Genomic DNA, 19034 nt, shown 5'->3' on the forward strand with positions numbered 1-19034 from the left:
TTGGTTGTTGGTTGTTGGTTGTTGGTTGTTGGTTGTTGGTTGTTGGTTGTTGGTTGTTGGTTGGCGAGTGGCGAGTGGTGAGTGGTGAGTGGTGAGTGGTGAGTGGTGAGTGGTGAGTGGTGAGTGGTGAGTGGTGAGGTTGATTCGTACTCGTGCTCGTGCTCGTGCTCGTGCTCGTGCTCGTGCTCATACTGCGATCAGTGGCGAAAGGGTAGCGAGGGAATGAGGCTCCGGGGCAATGGTTTGGTTTTTGAGTGGTGCTGCATTCCCCCTCACCCCCAACCCCTCTCCCCCGAAGTCTGACTCGCTTAGGCTCGCCAGACTTCGGGGGAGAGGGGGGTAAACAACTTACGAGCCCTTTGCGTACTCCTAGCTCGCTAACTCCTAGCCGCCTAACAGCTAATCCCCTAACTCCTAATACCCTAACTCCTGACCGCCTACCACGTGTAATGCATTCGGATCGTAACGGGGGACGCGTCCGCGGCGGCTGTGCGAAGTGGTATCAGCCACTGCGAGCCGTCCTGGCCGGTTCGCAGTTGCGGTTTGGTCGGCGCATCGAGCAGGTGGATCTGCAAGCCGTTTGGCAGGCGAGCGGTTTTGTCGGCGTCGATGGTGATGTTTGCGGCGGAGTGAAGGCACAGGGCTAGCTGGTCGTCTTGCGGGGCGAATGCTTCGACGGTCAGGATGCGCAGCAGGCCTCCGTCGTGGGGTTCCCAGCGTTCCTGCAGCCGCATGCCGAGAGCTCGGGATGCGAACGTGGGCGTGCCGGAGTCGTCCAGAGCATAGCCTTCGAATCTCGGTTGCAATGGTTCGTTCGCCGTGTCGGACGAGGTGATGCGGACCAGCGGGTAGTCGCCGTCGAGCGTGACCAGGTCGTCGCCCAGCGGTTCGGCGGGCGGCGCGAACCGCACGAACCACGTGCCCTGGGCATCGAGGAAACGGTTGCGCCATAGCACGGCTGGCCGGCAGCGGTCGGCGTCGTAGGCGAGGTGAACTTTGGCCGGAAAGCCGACGGCGATCGCGTGCGTGCCGGCGGTGGGCATGAAGGTGCGGAGCAGGATCGGAGCCGTGGTCGGTACCAGTTCATAATCGGTCGATCGAGCCGCTTCGACTTTCTCCGGCACCGGCATTTTGTCCAGCCGGTTCAGGTAGGCCCACATCGCCGCAATTTGTCGCCGGGGGTCTCCCTCTAAGACGTGTGGGTTCTGGCTGTTGCCATCCGGGAAAAACGTCGGCATCCGCGTCCGCGGTTTCAGTTTGCCGGGATCGCGAACGAACTCGGCAAACCATTCGGGACGCAGTCGCGCCGCGACGCCCGCCAAATCGACGCCGCGTACGCCCGGCAGGGCCAGGCCGCCGAAAGGATGGCACTGGACACAACCGGTATCCATCAACTTTCGCCCCGCTTCGGCCAATTTCGAAACGTCGCCAAACACCGGTTCGGCGGCGTTCCCCGGTTCGGCGGACTCACCGCGCGCGTCGTCGGCCGCCGCGAATAACTCCGGCAGGTCCTCGGTTGCGGTCGCCGCGTAGACGGGCATCCGGGCCAGCATGTACGGCCGCACGTCCGGGTGTTTTCCCGACAGCATTCGCTCAATCGAGGACCCCGTCAGTTTGCGGCCGACACCCGAAAGCGGCGGCGGCAGGCGGCCCTCATCGCCCAGGTCGACATGGCCGGCGGTCGCAAAGAAATCCCTGCGGTCGCTCGCTACGCCACCCAGCGAATCCCGTTCATGGCAGGCATAGCAGTTCAGGTCCACCATCCGTAGATGCACTCGCGTGTCGGCGGAGAGCGTGTCGGTGGCGGGCGCTGTTGCGGCGGTCGCGTGCTTCAGAGCGGCGGCAATCGCTCGCCGCTGGGCGTCGTTGAAAGCGTAATGAGGTTGCTTGCCGGACGGGGCGTCGACGCAGGTGCCAGTGAGTGCCGCGGAGGCCGGCTGGTCGGGCGAGGCGGCAAAATCCGTCAAAGGTGACGCTACCGGTTCGCGGTGTGGCGAGGTGTCGGTGGCGGCGTGGCACTGCACGCAGTTCAACCGCGTGAACCACTCGCGGCCTTGCTCGGCCAAGTCCTCCGGGGCGGCGGCGACGCCGGGTGAAACTTCGTGGGCGGTGGCTGCGGCCTGCTGGGGCGGAGCGTCTCGCCGAAGCAGGTAGGCGGCCAAGTCGGCGGCTTCGACGGGCGTCAATTTCATGTCGGGCATCCGGCCGGCCGGACGGGTGGCCAGCGGATCCAGCAGGAACCGTGTCAGGCCCAACGCCGTGTATTTCTCTGTCAGGTTCGCATGCGGGACGACTGCCGTGGAACGTCCCGAGCCGCCCAGGCCGAGGGCTTCGATTTCTTCGGGGTCGAGTTGTTCCAGCAATTCGGCCAGCGCATCGTCGCTCTGGGTGCTGCCTTCGGCCGCGTGCGCCGGATCGGCCCGGTGGCACGCCACACATCCCACCCGGTGATACAGCTGCGCACCGCGAGCCGCATCGCCACGCTGCCAGAATCGATAGGGCACCGGGCGAACTCCGGTGGCTTTGATCTCCGGGTAGGCTTGCCGCTGGGTGCTGAGGAATGCGGCAATGGCTTCGGCAGCCTGAGCACGCTTGTCCGCAGTCAAGTGCCGCATGACATCCGGCATCGTCGTGCCGGGTTTGACCGCCTGCGGCGACTGGATGAATTGTTGGACCCAGTCCGCATCCAGCCGCAGCCCCGCCGCGTGAAGGTCGGGGCCGCCTGGGGCGGTGGACGGGGTATGGCAGGCAGCGCAGTTCAGTTGGTCGATCAACAGCTGTCCGGCCTGAGCATCGGTCAGCGAATCGCTGCCGGCAAAGCGATCGAATCCTGCGACGATCGGATGCGGGTCGGGAGCCTGATTGTCGGAAGCCTGAGCAAAGACGGGGACCGAACCGGCAGCCAGGACCAGCAACCACGGCAGCAACACACGAACAATCATAAGCAGGCGGGACCAGAGCAGGCAGGCAAGCGGCGGGACGGAAAGCAGAGGCTCATTATGCTTGCTGGCAGACGCTGTAGTCCAGGCTTTAGCCGCCTGGCGGGCCACTTAAATCGCCTAAAGCCTAGACTCCAGCGATGAGACGCTGGAGTCCAGGCTTCAGCCGTCAGGCGCGGAAAAAGGATCGCCTAGAGGCCAGGCTGCAGCGACGATGCGCTGGGCGCTTCTTCAGCAGGGCGCTACTTCAGCAGGTCGCTACTTCAGCAGGTCGCGGAAGAAGCCGACAGCTTGCACGTGCCGGATCTGCAGCAGCGATGTTGTGGGAGCTTCTTCGACCGGCGCGTCCTCCAGCGGAGCATCCTCGACGGCGGATGGGCCGTGGCTGCACGAACCACAGCAGGCGACGCGCCGCGGCGTCCAGGTGTATTCGCACTCGGGACAGGTGTAGGTGTGCTTCTTCAGCACCTTGACGGTCCGAACGCGGGCTCCGTTGTGGACGCACGCGCCGTGGCAGTCGGGCTTCTGCCAGGGAAAGACGATTTTCGGGATGCAAACCTGTTCGTATTCCACTTGCCAGCAGTGGCGGTCCGCATCGGCACGGTCCACCGACAGGGTGCAGCCGTTGTCGCAGCGAGGACAGTGGCTACAGCCCAAGCAGTCCAGGCCGCCGGCCCGAGTCGTGGACGCTGTGCCCCAAGTCGCCGCGGGCATCACCAGCGCAAAAGTCAGAATCCATTTCGCCGTCGTATTCATTGTTTTGTGTTTCCGGTTAAAAGGCATCGGTCGTGGGGCGTTCGCCTAGTAATCGACCATGAACCGCACGCCGTAGATGCTGTAGTCGCCGCTTTGCAGCGTGTTGTCCAGCGGTCCTGGCGGCACTGGCGGAGCGGCCGTGGGATCGCCCGGATCGCTGACCAAACGGTTGGCGATCTGGCCGTTGATGTAGTTGAACTGCATGCGGGCGTTGGGATTCCACCACCAGTTCAGGCCGAACGTCCAGGCGTCGCCTTGGCCGCCGAAGACGCCGTTGCCCAGAACGCCGTCGTTGAAATCGGCCGTCGAGTACCGCACGGCGACCTGCCACGCACCCCAGCCGCGCCGAACGCTCCCGGCACAGTCGCGAACGGCCCAGAAATTCTCCAGCGGGATCGGGCGACCGAGGGTGCCGTTGCGGCGGTTCCAAGGCATGTGCTCGCCGGTCAGAAAGTACGAGGCGTAGACATAGCCACCGTCGAAGTTCACGTCGTCGAAACCGCCCGTGCGATTGACCGCGGTGGTTTGGTATTCAGCGACCAGTTGCAGGGCGCCCAGGTTGATCACGCTTTCCACGCCCAGCAGTTGATAGTCCTCGGCGAAGGCGATCCGTCCGGTATCGATCCAGCGACCCGACGATCGAGCTTCGGGGCGGGTACGGAAACGCGCTTCGTTGCCCAGGATCGCATTGGGATCGGGGTCGGCAACGGTTCCGCTGATCGCAAAGTGGGCATAGCCGCGGCCGCCGGAAATCTCGTCGTACCAGGGAGTCATCGCCAGACGGCCGGCCAGTTCCAGTTGCAGGTGATCGTCGATGTAGTTGCCCAGGCCCTGGATGTTGCGTTGGTTGTAAACGCCATATCGCCAGTTAAACAGCAACGACTGGCTGTAGCCTCGGGAGCTGATTCCCAGGCGGCGGGCGTCTTGGTTGAACGCTTCGATCACATAGGGACGTTCGATAAAGATGTTGTAGCGCGAGCTGTTCAGGTGGTCCAAACCATAGGGGCGTTTGTGGTTGCCCAGGGTCAGGGTGTGCAGGTAGGGCAGTTCTTCCCAACCCAGGAAGGCGTCGCGGAACTCAAAATCGTTGCCGCCGGCAAACTCGGTGACGATTTTGTAAAACATATTGTCCGGCAGGTCGCCCTGGACGCCGATCCGCAGGCGGCGAAACCCCAAGCGGTTCTGGGGATCGAGTGCCGTGGGCACGCGTCCGCCGCCGTTGAAGATGGCGATGTTGTCGTCGGCGTCGGCAAAGCCCCAGCCGTCGATGTGGATTCGCCCAAAAGCCTTCATCGTGCTGCGTGAGGTGCCCGAATGCACGATCGTTTTGTCGCTGGAGAATTGCTCGAAGGAGTCCGACAGGTCGTCGACCTTGTCGCTCAAGTCCTTCAGTCGCTCCTCCGAATCGTCGCTCGAATCCCCACCGTCGTCTGAGCCCCCGCCGTCGTCTGCGGCCGCACGCTCGTCTGCGGCCCGCTCTTCAAGCATCTTCTCGAGCCGTTCGATGCGCGACCGCAACGCGTCTCGATCCTCGTCGGCGGTGGCGACGGTATTGCACAGCAAACACAGCAGACCGCTGCACAGCAGCAGTCCACCGGGCCGCAGTCTCGTCTTGATTCTTGATTCCACGGTCCAAATCCCTTCGGTCTCGAAACGCAGGCATCCTGCCTGGGGGTGCCGGTCGGGCCAGCGATCGCCGCTGCCCATCGACAAGTCGTCACCGTCTTTTCGGTCTCGGTGTTATTGCAGAGAATCGGTTGGTGCACGAAAAACCGATCACACCGGACCGAAGGGTTCGGCGGATCTTAACACTTCCGCAACGCTCAACCGGTATAACCGGTACAGACCGAACCGAGCGGCCTACACCTGTTCCATTTCGGCGACGCCGCGTTTACGGGCGCGGACGGCCATTTTGTAGGCCTTGTCATTGCCGTATTTCTCGACCGAAAAGCGTTTGGTTCTCCGGACTCCCTTGGCAGGGCTCCACTGGGCGACCCAGTACCGGTAGGTGGGTTTGGACTTCCACCGCGGGTCGGTTTCTTCCACCAAGCGAACGCCGGCCACGCCCGAGGTGTTGTTAGCCCGCAGCTTTTGGACCTGACGCTTGGGAGAGTACCCCTTCAGCCGCTGTTCCAGCTCATCGCGATACTCACGAGCCGCCGCCAGTGCCTTGCGTTTGCCTCCGTGCTCCTCGAAGGCGAAATAGGCGGAGTGCAGTTTGCCACGACGCATGATTCGAACCAGGTACCCGCCGGTGGTCTGGCGGTCGATACGAGTGATGTTGCGGTTGGCTTTCATAGCTTGTCAGAGAAGATCTTCGAGGGGGGGAGAAAGGGGGCGGATCGGGCGGAAAACGAGGCCGATCCGTTGGGCACACACAACAGGTTGGCCATTGTAATCAAGAACAGCCGCTGGTGTTCGAAGCTTCACCGAAGTGTAAACTACCCAGGGCCCACGAGCCCAAGTTCTCCAGTGCCAGCCTTCGTTTTTTTATGATCGACACAGCTAATTCGCGTCCGCTCCCGCCGCCTCCGCTGAAAATCGGTGACGTAGTCGTCGATCCGCCGATTTTGCAGGCGCCGATGGCCGGGTTCACCAATGCCGCTTTTCGACAGATCGTGCGCGAGTACGGCGGTTCCGGGCTGCAGGCGACCGAGATGGTCAACGCGCGGGGGTTCGTCTGGATGGACGAGCACGAGGCGGAGCATCCCGATCGCCTGTGGGGCGTGGCCGAAGAGGCGCGTCCCTTGGCCGTGCAGATCTGGGACAACCAACCCGACGTGATGGCCAAGGTCGGCCGCCGCTTGGTCGAGGATTATCGCGTCAGCGTGGTCGATATTAATTTCGGCTGTCCCGTCCGGCAGGTCACCGAAAAGGCGCACAGTGGCAGTTACCTGCTGCGTGAACCGGACCGGATGTTCCAGATCATCAAGCGCCTGGTCGAAGCCTGCGCGCCGACCCCGGTCACGGCCAAGATCCGGCTGGGCTGCTCCCGCGACAAGATCAATTGCAACGAAGTGGCGCAGGTGGTCGAAGAGGCCGGGGCCGCGGCCTTGACCGTGCACGGCCGCACCGCCCAGGACTTTTTCAAGGGCTCCGCCGACTGGGAGCGGATCTCGGAGATCAAGTCGCATCTGCGGTCCATTCCCTTGATCGGCAATGGCGACCTGGATTCCGCGGAGAAGGTCGTCGAGGCCTTCCGCCGCTATGACGTCGACGGTGTGATGATCGCCCGGGCCTGCCTCGGACGACCGTGGTTGTTCGCCCAGGCCGCCGCGGCCCTACGCGGCGATCCGGTGCCGCCGGAGCCCACGCTGCAGGAGCAGCGGCAGTGCATGTTGAAACACTTCGCCTTGGTCGTCGAGCGATTTGGAGAAGAGAAGGGCACGCTGCTGATGCGCAAGTACGCGTGCTGCTATGCCCAGGGCAAACGCGGCGCGCGGCACTTTCGCACGCACGTTGCCAAAGCCGCCACCCCGGCAGAGTTTTACTCCGTGGTGGAAGAGCATTTTCCCACCGAGGCGTAGCCTTGCAAAAACACCCTCCCGCGGAGCGGGAGGGTCGGGCTCTCAGGCCCGGGGAGGGCCCTTTCCGTAGCCGAAGTCGCCAGACTTTGGACCTTCGGGCCGCTTCGATCCCATCTCTGGCGAGATCAGCCTCTGGCGAGATCAGCCGTCGTGTTCGGCGTGGTACTTTTCGGCGATGCGATCCAGTTCACCGGATCGATAACGACTCCAGTACCGGTCCAGCGCTCGTTTGATCACGCCGCTGAGCAGGAACACGCCCAGCAGGTTCGGTAGGCTCATGCCCAGGATCATCAGGTCCGAGAAAGCCAGCACGTTCGTGGCGGTGATCACCGAGCCGAGGAAGGTGAAGATCAGGAACAGGATCTTGTACAGATTCGAGCTGGCCGTACCGAACAGGCGGACGAAGCAACGCTCGCCGTAGTAGGACCACGAGATGCAGGTGCTGAAGGCGAACATCACGACGGCCACGTACAGCAGGTAACCGAACCATTCATGGCCGCCGGCCTGGAACGCGGCCAGCGTCAGGGCGGCGCCTTCGTTGGCCTTGATGACCTCGGCGTTGGCCGGGTCGAGGTGCGCTTGGGAGACCAGGATGACCAGGGCCGTCGTGGTGCAGACCAGCACGGTGTCGATAAACGGTTCCAGCAGGGCCACGATCCCTTCGCTGACCGGTTCGTCGGTTTTGGCCGCGCTGTGGGCGATCGGCGCCGAGCCGACGCCCGCCTCGTTGCTGAAGGCGGCTCGCTGGATTCCGATCACGGCCACACCGACGAATCCGCCCAGCCCCGCCTTCATCGAAAACGCCTCTTGAAAGATCGAAGCGAACGCTGGCAGTACGTTGGCCGCATTGATGACCAGGATGTACAGGGCCGAAAGCATGTAGGCGGCGCACATGAACGGCACCACGGCGCTGGCCACGCGACCGATCGAACGAATGCCGCCGACGATCACCGCGCCCACCAGGGTCGCCATGATCACGCCGTAGATCCACGGTCGCTCGTCCAGGACCGGAATGGCATCGCTGATCACGGCCAGCGACTGGTTGACTTGGTAGGCATTGCCCCCGCCGAAACTGGCTCCGATGCAAAGCACGGCAAACAGCACGCTGAGCCCGACGCCGAGGGGTTTGAGTCCCAGTTCGGCCAGGCCCGTTTTCAGGTACCGCATCGGCCCGCCCAGCACGTGGCCGTCGTCATCGACCGTCCGGTACAACTGGCCCAGGGTGCATTCGGCAAACTTGGTGCTCATGCCCAGCAAACCGACCACGATCATCCAGAACGTCGCGCCGGGACCGCCCATCCCGATCGCGACGGCCACTCCGCCGATATTTCCCAAGCCCACCGTCGCCGACAACGCCGCCGAGAGGGCCTGGAAGTGGGTGACTTCGCCCGGTTGGCTGGGGTCATCGTAATAGCCCGAGACCAGCCGGATCGCATGCCAGGATCCGCGGACATTAATGAACACCATCCGCAGCGTCAGAAATATGCCGGCGGCGAGCAGCCACGCGACGACAAAGGGGATGCTGACGCCCAGCCAGCCGGGCTGCTCGACGCCCTCGGCATCGGTCCAGGGACCGGAGTAAAAATCAAAGAAGATGACCGCAGCGATGGGGTCCACCACGTAGTCGCCAAAGAAGTCGTCGAGCTCGGCCTGCCAGTCGCTTTCTTCGGTGGCTGGGGATTCGGCCGCGGCGGCGGAGCCCGTTTCGAGGGCAGGCGGTTCGCCGTCGGGTGTTTGGCCGTCGAGGTTGGCGGTCGGTGGGGTCGGCTCGGGCGACGGATCCGGAGCGGCAGACTGTGTTGCGGGCTCCGCGGGAGCTTGACCGAGCAGTGTTGGGCTGGCCAGTAGCAAGGTTCCCGCCGCGGCCAGGCAGCACGACAGTAGGACGCTCGAGTATCGGGGCTGTGTATGCATTGCGGCCGTGATCAGGAGCAGGAGGTGGGAGAGAGAGAAGGGGCGAACCGGCGAATCGGCTATCCAGGTCAGCGTCGTCGCCGGCCCGATGTTACACCATTGTGCGGCAAAGTTTAACGCGTCTTTGCTGCGCCCGGGATCGACGGGGCCAGGGGGTCGACGGGGCCGCGGTCAATCCGCTGCACCACAATCGATCCGATACCCACAGTCGATCCAATGCCCACAATCGGGGGCAGCCGCTTCGGACTGCCGGTACGGTTCCGCAGACTCACGCTCGTGAGGCGGCCACCGTCAACGAAGCCTCGGCCAACCAACGGGCCAAGGCAAGGAGAAGTGGTCAGGGGCGGGCTCGAACCGCCGACACACGGATTTTCAATCCGTTGCTCTACCAACTGAGCTACCCGACCAAGTTGGCTGCTATACTAGGTCAGAGCAGAACTATTTGTCAATCGGTTCGCCCAGAAACACGATTGTCGTCTACTCTATGCACCCTTGTCGGTTTTTCAGACGGGGTTTCTTCGGTCAATATCAGCGGAAAGCGGTTGCGGTCTATCGTATGAATTGCAGTGGAACGGTCGGGATGGCAGAAAAACTTTCTGCCGGGATGCGTCGGGTTGCGCAGCCTGCAGGGATTCTCTGGGCGGGGTTGCTCCTGGCTTGGGGCTTCAGCGCCGGGCAACCGGCTCGGGCGGCCAAACCCAGCGACCCGGACGTCCAGAAGATGGTCAAGGCCGGGGTGGCATTTCTCCATACTCCGGCCGCCAACGATGCGCTGCGGGAACGCGAGGGATCGCAGATTTTGATGGCCTACGCGGTTCACAAGGTCGATGCGGATCCCAAAGATCCGGTGGTCGTGCGAGGCATCCACCACGCCCAGTCGCTGGCCGGCAGGGACACGCGAGCGATCCGCAATCGGACCTACGCCAACTATGAAATGGCTGTGGCGATTTTGTTGTTGGCCGATGTGAATCCGGTGCAGTACCAGGCGGAGATCCAGCGGCTGAGCGATATGCTGCTGTCGGGCCAGCGATCTCATGGCGGTTACGGTTACTACACCGAACAGCAGGGGGACATCTCGCAAACCCAGTACGTGATGCTGGCCCTCTGGACGCTTTCCAAGAATGGTTTCGATATCCCGGCCGACGTGGCCGTGGGCGTCGGACGCTTCTTTATGTTGACCCAGGCGCCCAATGGCGGCTGGGGCTACAAGGGCAACGTCGCCCCAAATCTCAAAGCCCGCGTGCCGCAGGACAACCGTATCAGTCCCACGCTGACGATGGGGGGGGCGGGCAGTTTGCTGATCGCTGGCGAATTGTTCGGTCACTGGTCGCTGGCCGAAGAATCGCCCACCATGCAGAAACTGCCCCCGGCCCTGAAACTGATTCGGGCCGAAGCGAGCAAAATCCATCGGGCCGCCATCAAGGCGGGGCTGACCGAAGAAGCCATTCTGGCTCGCGTCGTTCAGGCCGATCGCTGGCTGGAGAACCCGACCAGCGATTTCAAGTACCGCGACTACTACAAGATGTACACCCAGGAGCGGTACGAGAGCTTCCTGGAAATCGCCAGCGGCAATAGCCAGCCGGAACCGGCCTGGTACAACCAGGGCGTCGCGGAACTGCGGAGCAAGCAGGCGCCCTCGGGCGGCTGGGGGATCACCGACAAGTACTCCATGGGTGCCCAGCACAACGACGAGCCGGGCGTGGCGACCGCGTTCGCGATTCTGTACCTGATCCGCAGCACGAAAAAATCGATCGCCACGCTCTCCCAAGCGACCGCCCGCGGTGGATATTCCATTCCCAGCGACACCACCGACATCACCATGGAAGGCGGGCAGATCAAAGGCAAACAGGTTGCCGGAGCGATCGATGGGCTGTTGGGGTTGCTGGAAGCCGACGACGCGAACAAGCTGGACGAGCAATCGATTCCCGAAGACTTGAAACTGGCCAGCGACCCGGCCGAGCGCCGCAAACAACTCGATCGCCTCGAGCGGTTGGTTCGCGGCAGCCAATCCTATCTGGCTCGCCGCGTCGCCGCGCGGGTGCTCGGACAAAGTGGCGAGTTGCGGGTCGTGCCGGCATTGATCTTCGCGCTCAGCGATCCCGATACCAAAGTCAAACGCTTTGCTCGCGATGGACTGCGCTTCATCAGCCGACGCTTCGATGGCTTTGGCATGCCCGACAAACCCACCGAGCAAGAAATGCGGGCCGCCCAGGAGGCTTGGCGACAGTGGTACCTGGACCTCGATCCCGGTTACGTGTTCCTGGACGCCTCCTAGTGGAGTTGAGATTTGAGAACCAAAACCAAAACCAAAACCAAAATCAAAACCCCTTCGCAGTCCGGTAGACGGCCATGAGCCAATCTGAAATCGAAGTCCTGGAAGTTGCCGAGGAGCCTCGGGAGCCGCTGCGCAAACCCGCCGATGGGCCCAGCCTGGGAACATCGCGATTCGATTCGGTCAGTTCGTGGTTGATGGCCTTGGCCCTGTTCATCGGCATCTTTGTGCTGATGCTGTTCCTGATCTGGCTGACCCGAAACCTGCAGTTTGGCGCCAAGGAGTTCCCACCGATCGTCGAAAACCCGGCTGGCCGCGGCGAGAACGCCGAAGGGTTTGAACGCGATTTCGAACCGCCCGGGGCCGAAGAGGTCGAGGAGCTGACCGAACCCACTCTGGAGGACACCCTGGAAGCGGTCACCGATGCGGTCAGCAGCGTGGCCGCGTCGCTCGATACCATGAATACCAACGCGCCGGCCAGCACCGTCGGCACGGGAATGGGCGATAGTCGTCCGCCCGGTCCCGAAGGCGAAGGCGAAGACATCGTGCCGCGCTTCGAACGTTGGCGACTGAACTTTTCCGCCAAGGATGTTAACAGCTACGCCAAGCAGTTGGATTATTACAAGATCGAATTGGCCGCGGTCGGCGGTGGGATTCAGGGCGTCGATATCGCTTCGAACCTCAGCGGGGGCATCCAACAACAGCGCGTCAGCAGCGACGACGAGCGGGCCAAGCGTCTGTACTTTTCCTGGGTCGATCCCAACGTCAATTTCGCCCGCTGGGATCAACAACTGCTGCAGAAGGCCGGTGTGCCGCTGGGCAATAACCGCATGCGATTGCAATTCATCCCCGAGCAGCTGGAGAACGAGCTGGCGCATATCGAGCTGGAATACGCCAAGGAGAAAGGGCACGCCAGTGTGACGGAGATCGCCAAGACGGTGTTCGAATCCAAGCCCTCCGGAAGTGGTTACCAGTTCGAAGTCGTCGAGCAGCGTTATCGCCGCAAGTAAGTGGATCGAAAGGTGCTCGCCCTGGCCACTATGTATTACTGCGCCGATGAGTGAATCTGACTGCAGTCGTCCGCCCCGGCATCGCACGGTGATCGGTGATGCGCGTCGCGACGGCGGCCTGCGGCTGGGAGAGCTGGTGGCCTATCGAGACCTGTTTCGGTTTTTGGTCTGGCGCGAGATCAAGGTCCGCTATGCCCAAAGCGCCCTCGGCGTCAGTTGGGCGATCATCCAGCCCTTGGTCTCGGCGGTGATCCTGATGGTCGTTTTCGGCTATGTCGCGGGAATGGATACCGAGGGTGGTTCGAAGTTCCTGTTTTACTTCTGCCCGCTGGTGCCCTGGACCTGTTTCGCCAACTCGCTGACCGACGGCACGGCCAGTCTGGTCAATAATTCGGCGATGCTCAGCAAGGTCTACTTCCCCCGCGTGCTGTTGCCGTTGGCTGCCACCACGGCCCGGTTGTTGGATTTCTGCGTGGCCTTTGCGCTGTTGGTCTTGGTGGTCCTGCTCGAAGGACTCTCTTTGAGAACGGATCTTTGGGTGTTGCCGCTGTTGATCGTCTTGATGTTGGTTGCCGCGGCCGGCTGGGGGTTGTGGTTGACCGCGATGGCGATCCAGTATCGAGACGTCAAGTACGCGATCACGTTCGTCGTGCAGTTGCTGATGTACCTGTCGCCGGTGATCTATTCGGCATCGCGAATTCCCGATTCGTTGACCCTGGCGGGGATCACCTTTAATCCGCGCTACCTGTATGGCTTGAATCCCATGGCCGGCGTGGCGGATGGTTTCCGCGCGGCCGTGCTGGGGACGTTTCCGATGCCCTGGGATCTGATCCTGGTGGGCAGCGGTTCGGCGCTGGTGATCTGGTTTACGGGGCTGCGGTATTTTCGCCGCAAAGAACGTATCTTCGCCGACGTCGCTTAGGGTTTGTTCGTGTCCACACCGATCATGACCGTCGAAAAGCTCAGCAAAGCCTACCGGCTGGGACGGCTGCACACCGCGCCCGATACGTTGTTCGGGGCCCTGCGGCAGTGGACCGCTGCGCCGTGGCGGGCCCTGCGCGGTCTGCAGCGTCTGGACACCCACGGCGCGAGCCACGACGCGGCCGAAGACGATCTGTTCTGGGCGCTCCGCGAGGTGTCGTTCGAAGTCCAGCCCGGCGACGTGGTGGGCATCGTCGGGCGTAACGGCGCCGGCAAATCGACCCTCCTGAAGGTGCTCTCGCGGATCACCGAACCCACATCGGGCGGGGCCGTCATCGAGGGCCGCGTATCTAGTCTGCTGGAGGTCGGAACCGGCTTTCATCCCGAACTCAGTGGCCGCGAAAACGTGTACATGAACGGCACGCTGCTGGGGATGAGCAAGGCGGAGATCGACCGCAAGTTCGATGCCATCGTCGAGTTCTCCGGGGTCAGCCGGTTTCTCGATACGCCCACCAAACGCTACTCCTCGGGAATGCAGGTTCGCTTGGCCTTTGCCGTTGCCGCGCATCTGGAACCGGAGATCTTGATCGTCGACGAAGTGCTGGCGGTGGGCGACGCGGAGTTTCAGAAGAAGTGCTTGGGCAAGATGCGGAGCGTTGCTCGCAGCGGGCGAACCGTGTTGTTTGTCAGCCACAACATGGAATCGATCAGCCGCTTGTGCTCGCGCGGTTTAACGCTGCACGAAGGTCGCTTGGTCGTCGACGGCCAGGTCGACGAAGCCATCGATGCGTATCGGCACAACGTGGCTCGGCCCCAGCGGCAGTGGGCCGCCGAAGCCGCACCGGGCAACGAAGTTGTGCGGTTGCGCGGCGTCAGGGTCGTCGATCCGGCCGGTTGCACCCGTGCCGAACATCGCATCGAAGCGGCGGTGTGGATCGAAATCGATTACGAGGTGCTCTCGGCCGGGCATACCCTGGTTCCGAACTTCCACTTTTTTACGGCCGGAGGAACCTGCGTCTTCGTCGGCCATGACTTGGATCCCCAGTTCAATTCACAGCCACGGCCGGTGGGCGAGTACCGGACGCGGATGGAAGTGCCCGCCAACTTTCTCAATGAAGGCGAATTCACCGTAGGGATCGCGATGTCCAGTTATCATCCCTTTCAAGTTCACTTCTACGAACGCGAGGTCGTGGGGTTCCGCGTGATCGAACCCGAACCCGGCCTGGCCCGAGGTCCCTACGCCGGGCATGTTCCCGGTGTCATCCGGCCGGCCCTGCAGTGGCAGACCGAGTCGCTCAGCGGCTAGGCAGCCACCGTTTGGCTCGCCAAGCCGCCAAGGCGTAGGGCAGATGCAGGGCGAAACGTGCGGCTACGCCGGAATGCGTCTGCCGAAGCCGCCGCCAGAAACGTAGGTGATCGCCCGCGGCTCCGCTGTAACGACCCGAGCGGACGTTCTGCAGCCAGGTCGTCGCTTGCTGCGCCGCCGCCGCGCGGACCGCTGCGGGGGGGATGTCGACCAAGCGGCGAGCGGCGGACTGGACGCTCAGGCTTTCCAGTTCCCGCCGACCGCTGTAGGCCGTGCTGGAACGCTGGCTTTGCACATGCATACGACTTTGGCTGAGCGGTTCGGATGTGTAGCACAGCCGCTGGCCGGCCAGTATGCGAATCCACTGCAACCAATCGCCGGCGATTCGGTAGCCCGGGTCCGCGCCGCCGGCCGCGCGGTAGCGGTCGCGGCGGAACAGGACGGCGCTGGCGCTGGGAATCGTATTTTGAAAATACAAATACCTGCCGATTTCCTCGTCGCCGTCACTGGAAAAGTCGTGGTCCCACCGCTGTGCGCAGTCCGTGCCTCGGAAGACGTCGTTTTCGATGGGACCATCGGCGCGATCCTCCGCATCGATTTTGATCGAACGACAGTAAGCAAGAGCGGCCTCGGGGTGCCGGTCCAGCAGGTCCGCCAGCCGCCGCAAAAGATCGGCCGAGGCCAAGTCGTCGGATTCGGCCAGCCAGACGTATTGGCCTCGAGCCAGTTCGACGCCGCGATTCCACTGGGCAAACGGCGAACCGGAGTTGGTTTGGTTGACCAGTAGCCGCGTGTGCGGACGGTCCGCATAGCGGCGGAGGACCTCCAGGCTGTGGTCGGTCGAGGCATCGTCGAGCAACAGGACTTCGAAATCGACGTCCCGCTGGGCGTACACGCTGTCCAGCCGCGCCGGCAGGTACCGGGCATGGTTGTAGTTGGGTACGACGACCGAGATGCTGGGGCGACTCACCGGTGCCCCGCCACGTCAGAGCTTTGTTGACCGGCGGCCTGTTGACCGGCGACCTGTTGATCGGCGACCTGTTGATCGGCGACCTGTTGATCGGCGGCGGGGGCGGCCGACGAACCCAACGCCAGGGTAAACGCGGCCCGGCCCGCCCACCCGGGGCGTCGGTCGCGCTGGGCTGCACGCTCGAATCCCGCCCACTGCTCGGCCGAAAAACGCGACTGCAGCGTGGCGCCGGGGGCGTCCGCGTCGCGGAGTGGAATGTCGCGCCGGTACAACTCGCTGGCGGCATAGGTGAAGGCGTCCGATTCGTAATCGATTCGGACGACCCGCAGCCCGGCCTCGGCGGCCAGCGTCTGCATGCTGCGCTCACTGTGCAGAAAGAAGTGTCGCGGCGCGTCGATCTCGGCCCAGTCGACACCGAACTGTTGCCAGGGCCCCTGCGAGACGATGGGGATGCGGATGTAGCACTGTCCGGTGGGAGTCAGACGCTGGCGGACATGCCGGAGGGCCTCGAGCGGTTCGGGCATGTGCTCAAAGGCGTGATGCATCATGATCAGGTCGTAGGGATCCTCGGCCGGCAACGATTCCAAGCTTTGAGCGTGCAAACGCACCGCGCTGGACGAGTGGGATTCGGACGAGCGGGATGCGGAGGTGCGGCCGTGCGGAAGGTAGGGGTCCACGCCGGTCAGCGATTCAAAGCCCAATTGTTCCAGCCGATAGAGCAGGTGGCCGTTTCCGCAGCCCACATCCAGGATCTTCATTTCGTAGCCCGCCGCGGGGTGAGCGGCCAGCATCGCGGCCAGGTCGGCAATCCCGGGATTGGGAAAGCGTCGGGCCACCCGTTGAAAGATGCCGCCGGACCGAAACAGCAGCGCCGCGTCGCGGCGCCGCTTCAGCCAGCGGCGCGGCACCATCGAGGGGGGCGACGCAGGCGGCGCCGCTTCGTCGTGTGCATAGTACTGGCCAGCCGGGTAATAATCCGAATAATCGGCTGGAGGCTGGGTCAGCTGGAGGCAGTCGCAGCGGTCGCAAAGGAAGTACGCAAAGCGGTGCCGCAGGCCGAACATCATCTCGCGGACCAGGTGGGTGGAGCCTTGGCGGCCGCCGCAGATCTGGCAGCGCGGACCGTAGGGTTCGTTCGCGTTATCCGTCATGCGATGCCTCCTGGCGGTCCCAGCGGGCAAAAAAAACACAAATCGCTCGGGCTGGCATTGAGCGTCCGAGGGGCCAAATACAATAAGGAAGAGATCCACTACAATGTTAATCTCTGTGGACAGTCCGTTCGCAAAGCCTACCGGACGTCGTCTTCTCTGCTAGACCCACTGTTTCGCTAATCTTTTCAAGAAGTCTCCGTGTTTACCCAAGGAACCAACAGCATGTTGCTTGCTGCTGATGAAGGTGGTCTGAACCTGTACATGCTGATCTCCAATTCCACCTATCTCGCGCTGGCGTTGGTGGCATTGTGGGGGTTGTACTGCATCGTTGTGATCTGGACTCGCGTCGGCAACAAACGTTTCAAGAACGAAGCCTCGCAGGAAAACTTTCTGGACGAGGTCGAGCCCGCCCTGCGCGCCGGCCGCTTCGAGGAAGCCAGCATGCTGTGCGAGGGCGACTCGCGGGCCGTCCCGCAGATGATCGATCTGGCGGTCGCCAATCGCGAACTGGGCTACGGCCGCGTCCGTCAGGTCGTCCTGGACCGCTTCCAGCGAGACGTCCTGTCGGACCTGGAGTACCGGCTCAGCTGGGTCAGCACCGTGATCAAAAGCGCCCCGATGATCGGGCTGTTCGGGACCGTGTTCGGGATGATGGGCGCGTTTAAAACCCTGGCCACGGCCGAGAGCGTCGAACCGTCGGCCCTGGCCGGCGACATCCAGGTCGCCCTGGTCACCACCGCCTCGGGGCTGGCCATCGCCATCCCCCTGATGATCCTGGTGGCCAACATCAACATCCGGATCAGCAAGATGGAGGACCTGGTCGGTACGGGGCTGACCCGGGCCTTCGCGGCGCTCAAGGAGGGCATGCAGCGGAACCCACAGTAGGGTGCCGCGGCGCCCCGGCGGTTGCCCGCGGGGTCGCGCTGCGACCCGCCCTGGTATAACGGATCTTTTCCCGGCTTTTCCCGGCTTTTCTGGCGACAGTAATTCATGGCCCCCCACAGCGAGCCTTTCGAAGACGACGAAGACGAAGCCCCGATGCGAATGGGCAAGGGCTTTCGTAGCGACGACGAGATGGACATCACGCCGATGATCGACATCACGTTCCTGCTGCTGATCTTCTTCGTGGTCGCTTCGAAAATGGACCCCACCCAGACCGGCCGCACACCCGTGGCCGATAACGGGATGGCGGTCAGCGCCAAAGACTCGGCCGTCATCTTCGTGCTCCGCGGCAGCGGCGAACACGCCATCCTCCAGCGCCTGGACGGCAGCAAGTTCATCGACGACGAAGATGCGCAAGTCACCGAAGTGGTCGATTACGTGCAACAGGAAATCGACGACGGCAAGCAACAGGTGATGATCCTGGGGGACTTTGATGTCGCGGTCGGCGAAGTCGGCCGGGTCCGCAAAATGATCGGCGACAACTTTGACGACGTCGAAACGTATATTGCGGTCAAAGAGGAGTAACCCCGGCGATGTCGACCGAAATTAAATGCCCCAGCTGTGGTGGCCATCACCGCGTCGCCGATCGCATGCTGGGCCACCAGCTGAACTGCCCCAGTTGCGACCAACCGATCCGCGTCCCCAGCCGTGAGGAGCTGGAAGCGGCCCTCGGTGATACCGATGCGTTCGACGCCGACCAGCCGCCTGCCGACCAGCCGCCTGCCGACCGGTCCCGCAGCGCCGACGAGGCCGCCGCGGTCAGCGTCCAGCCGCTGGACTTGGAGCACCACGCTTCGCCCGCGGATCTGGACGATGAGGATGGCGTCGAACCGCCGCCGCTGGCCCGCAAAAGCCGCGACGATGGCGAGCTGGACATGACGCCGATGGTGGACGTCACGTTCCTGCTGCTGATCTTCTTTATGGTCACCGCCTCGTTCAGCCTGCAGAAATCCATCCCCATGCCGCGCTCCCAGAGCGACCAACCCAGCACCAATACCGAGGAACAAGAAGAAGACGATTTCGAAACCGTGACCGTCGAAATCGACGAATACAACGGATACCTGATCATCGCCGCGGATTTCGAACGCGAGTGCACCAGCAAACTGGCCATCACCTCCGGCTTGCGAGAAGCCTTCAACAGCAGCGCCGGAGGCATGCGGTTGGCCATTACGGTCCATGAGAAAGCCAAACTGCAGAGTTTGGTCGATGTGATGGACGCGGGAACGATCGCCAACTACGCCGAGATCCAAATCACCGAAGTGGAACATCTCGACTGACAGCGTCGCGGTTCCGGCGGCGGCCCCACCAAGCCGCCAAAGCAAATCA

15 protein-coding genes and 1 tRNA gene are annotated in these 19034 nt (G+C 62.9%); 8 read left to right on the plus strand and 8 right to left on the minus strand.

From position 1 onward, the window contains the following. Nucleotides 1-437 precede the first annotated feature (437 nt). The 4 genes from GE027_RS20725 to GE027_RS20740 form a co-directional block, all read right to left on the minus strand. Nucleotides 438-2942, minus strand: coding sequence for a c-type cytochrome (locus tag GE027_RS20725; protein ID WP_153559141.1), 2505 nt, complete (start codon nt 2940-2942; stop codon nt 438-440). A gap of 255 nt (nt 2943-3197) precedes the next feature. Beyond that, the gene (locus GE027_RS20730) at nt 3198-3695 is read right to left on the minus strand and encodes a hypothetical protein (RefSeq protein ID WP_153559142.1); all 498 of its coding nucleotides are present in this window, start codon (nt 3693-3695) and stop codon (nt 3198-3200) included. 45 nt (nt 3696-3740) lie between these two features. Beyond that, nucleotides 3741-5324 (minus strand): OprO/OprP family phosphate-selective porin, encoded by a 1584-nt coding sequence (locus GE027_RS20735; RefSeq protein WP_237607700.1) that lies wholly within the window; start codon nt 5322-5324, stop codon nt 3741-3743. 231 nt (nt 5325-5555) lie between these two features. Further along, nucleotides 5556-5993: an AP2 domain-containing protein gene (locus GE027_RS20740; protein ID WP_153559143.1), complete on the minus strand. Its 438-nt coding sequence runs from the start codon at nt 5991-5993 to the stop codon at nt 5556-5558. 194 nt (nt 5994-6187) lie between these two features. Between GE027_RS20740 and dusB the strand changes: the two genes are divergently transcribed. Then, entirely contained in the window at nt 6188-7222 is a 1035-nt protein-coding gene (gene dusB / locus GE027_RS20745; protein WP_153559144.1) for a tRNA dihydrouridine synthase DusB, read from the plus strand. A gap of 141 nt (nt 7223-7363) precedes the next feature. Here the strand turns inward: dusB and GE027_RS20750 are convergent, their stop codons facing one another. Further along, on the minus strand, nt 7364-9136 hold the full coding sequence (locus tag GE027_RS20750; protein WP_153559145.1) for an alanine/glycine:cation symporter family protein: 1773 nt from the start codon (nt 9134-9136) through the stop codon (nt 7364-7366). Between the two features lie 334 nt (nt 9137-9470). Continuing rightward, a tRNA-Phe gene (locus GE027_RS20755) sits at nt 9471-9543 on the minus strand. A gap of 173 nt (nt 9544-9716) precedes the next feature. Between GE027_RS20755 and GE027_RS20760 the strand changes: the two genes are divergently transcribed. From GE027_RS20760 to GE027_RS20775, 4 genes are all read left to right on the plus strand, one after another. Beyond that, nucleotides 9717-11411, plus strand: coding sequence for a hypothetical protein (locus GE027_RS20760; protein ID WP_153559146.1), 1695 nt, complete (start codon nt 9717-9719; stop codon nt 11409-11411). A 74-nt stretch (nt 11412-11485) separates the two neighbouring features. Further along, nucleotides 11486-12418, plus strand: a complete 933-nt coding sequence (locus GE027_RS20765) for a hypothetical protein (RefSeq protein ID WP_153559147.1) — start codon at nt 11486-11488, stop codon at nt 12416-12418. Between the two features lie 46 nt (nt 12419-12464). Then, the gene (locus GE027_RS20770; protein ID WP_153559148.1) at nt 12465-13340 is read left to right on the plus strand and encodes an ABC transporter permease; all 876 of its coding nucleotides are present in this window, start codon (nt 12465-12467) and stop codon (nt 13338-13340) included. 9 nt (nt 13341-13349) lie between these two features. Then, nucleotides 13350-14645, plus strand: coding sequence for an ABC transporter ATP-binding protein (locus GE027_RS20775; RefSeq protein ID WP_153559149.1), 1296 nt, complete (start codon nt 13350-13352; stop codon nt 14643-14645). Here the strand turns inward: GE027_RS20775 and GE027_RS20780 are convergent. After that, nucleotides 14635-15615, minus strand: coding sequence for a glycosyltransferase (locus tag GE027_RS20780; RefSeq protein ID WP_153559150.1), 981 nt, complete (start codon nt 15613-15615; stop codon nt 14635-14637). The genes GE027_RS20775 and GE027_RS20780 overlap by 11 nt on opposite strands. Beyond that, complete coding sequence (locus tag GE027_RS20785; protein WP_153559151.1) at nt 15612-16766, minus strand: class I SAM-dependent methyltransferase; 1155 nt, start codon at nt 16764-16766, stop codon at nt 15612-15614. Before GE027_RS20785 ends, GE027_RS20780 begins: the two co-directional genes overlap by 4 nt. A 222-nt stretch (nt 16767-16988) precedes the next feature. Here GE027_RS20785 and GE027_RS20790 point away from each other — a divergent pair, with 222 nt between their 5' ends. From GE027_RS20790 to GE027_RS20800, 3 genes are all read left to right on the plus strand, one after another. Then, entirely contained in the window at nt 16989-17651 is a 663-nt protein-coding gene (locus GE027_RS20790) for a MotA/TolQ/ExbB proton channel family protein (RefSeq protein WP_153559152.1), read from the plus strand. A 105-nt stretch (nt 17652-17756) separates the two neighbouring features. Then, complete coding sequence (locus tag GE027_RS20795; RefSeq protein WP_153559153.1) at nt 17757-18233, plus strand: ExbD/TolR family protein; 477 nt, start codon at nt 17757-17759, stop codon at nt 18231-18233. An 8-nt stretch (nt 18234-18241) separates the two neighbouring features. Then, a complete protein-coding gene (locus GE027_RS20800; protein ID WP_153559154.1) occupies nt 18242-18985 on the plus strand; it encodes an ExbD/TolR family protein in 744 nt (247 codons plus the stop codon). Nucleotides 18986-19034: the final 49 nt, after the last annotated feature.

The organism is Roseimaritima sediminicola (genome assembly GCF_009618275.1).
Taxonomy (GTDB): domain Bacteria; phylum Planctomycetota; class Planctomycetia; order Pirellulales; family Pirellulaceae; genus Roseimaritima; species Roseimaritima sediminicola.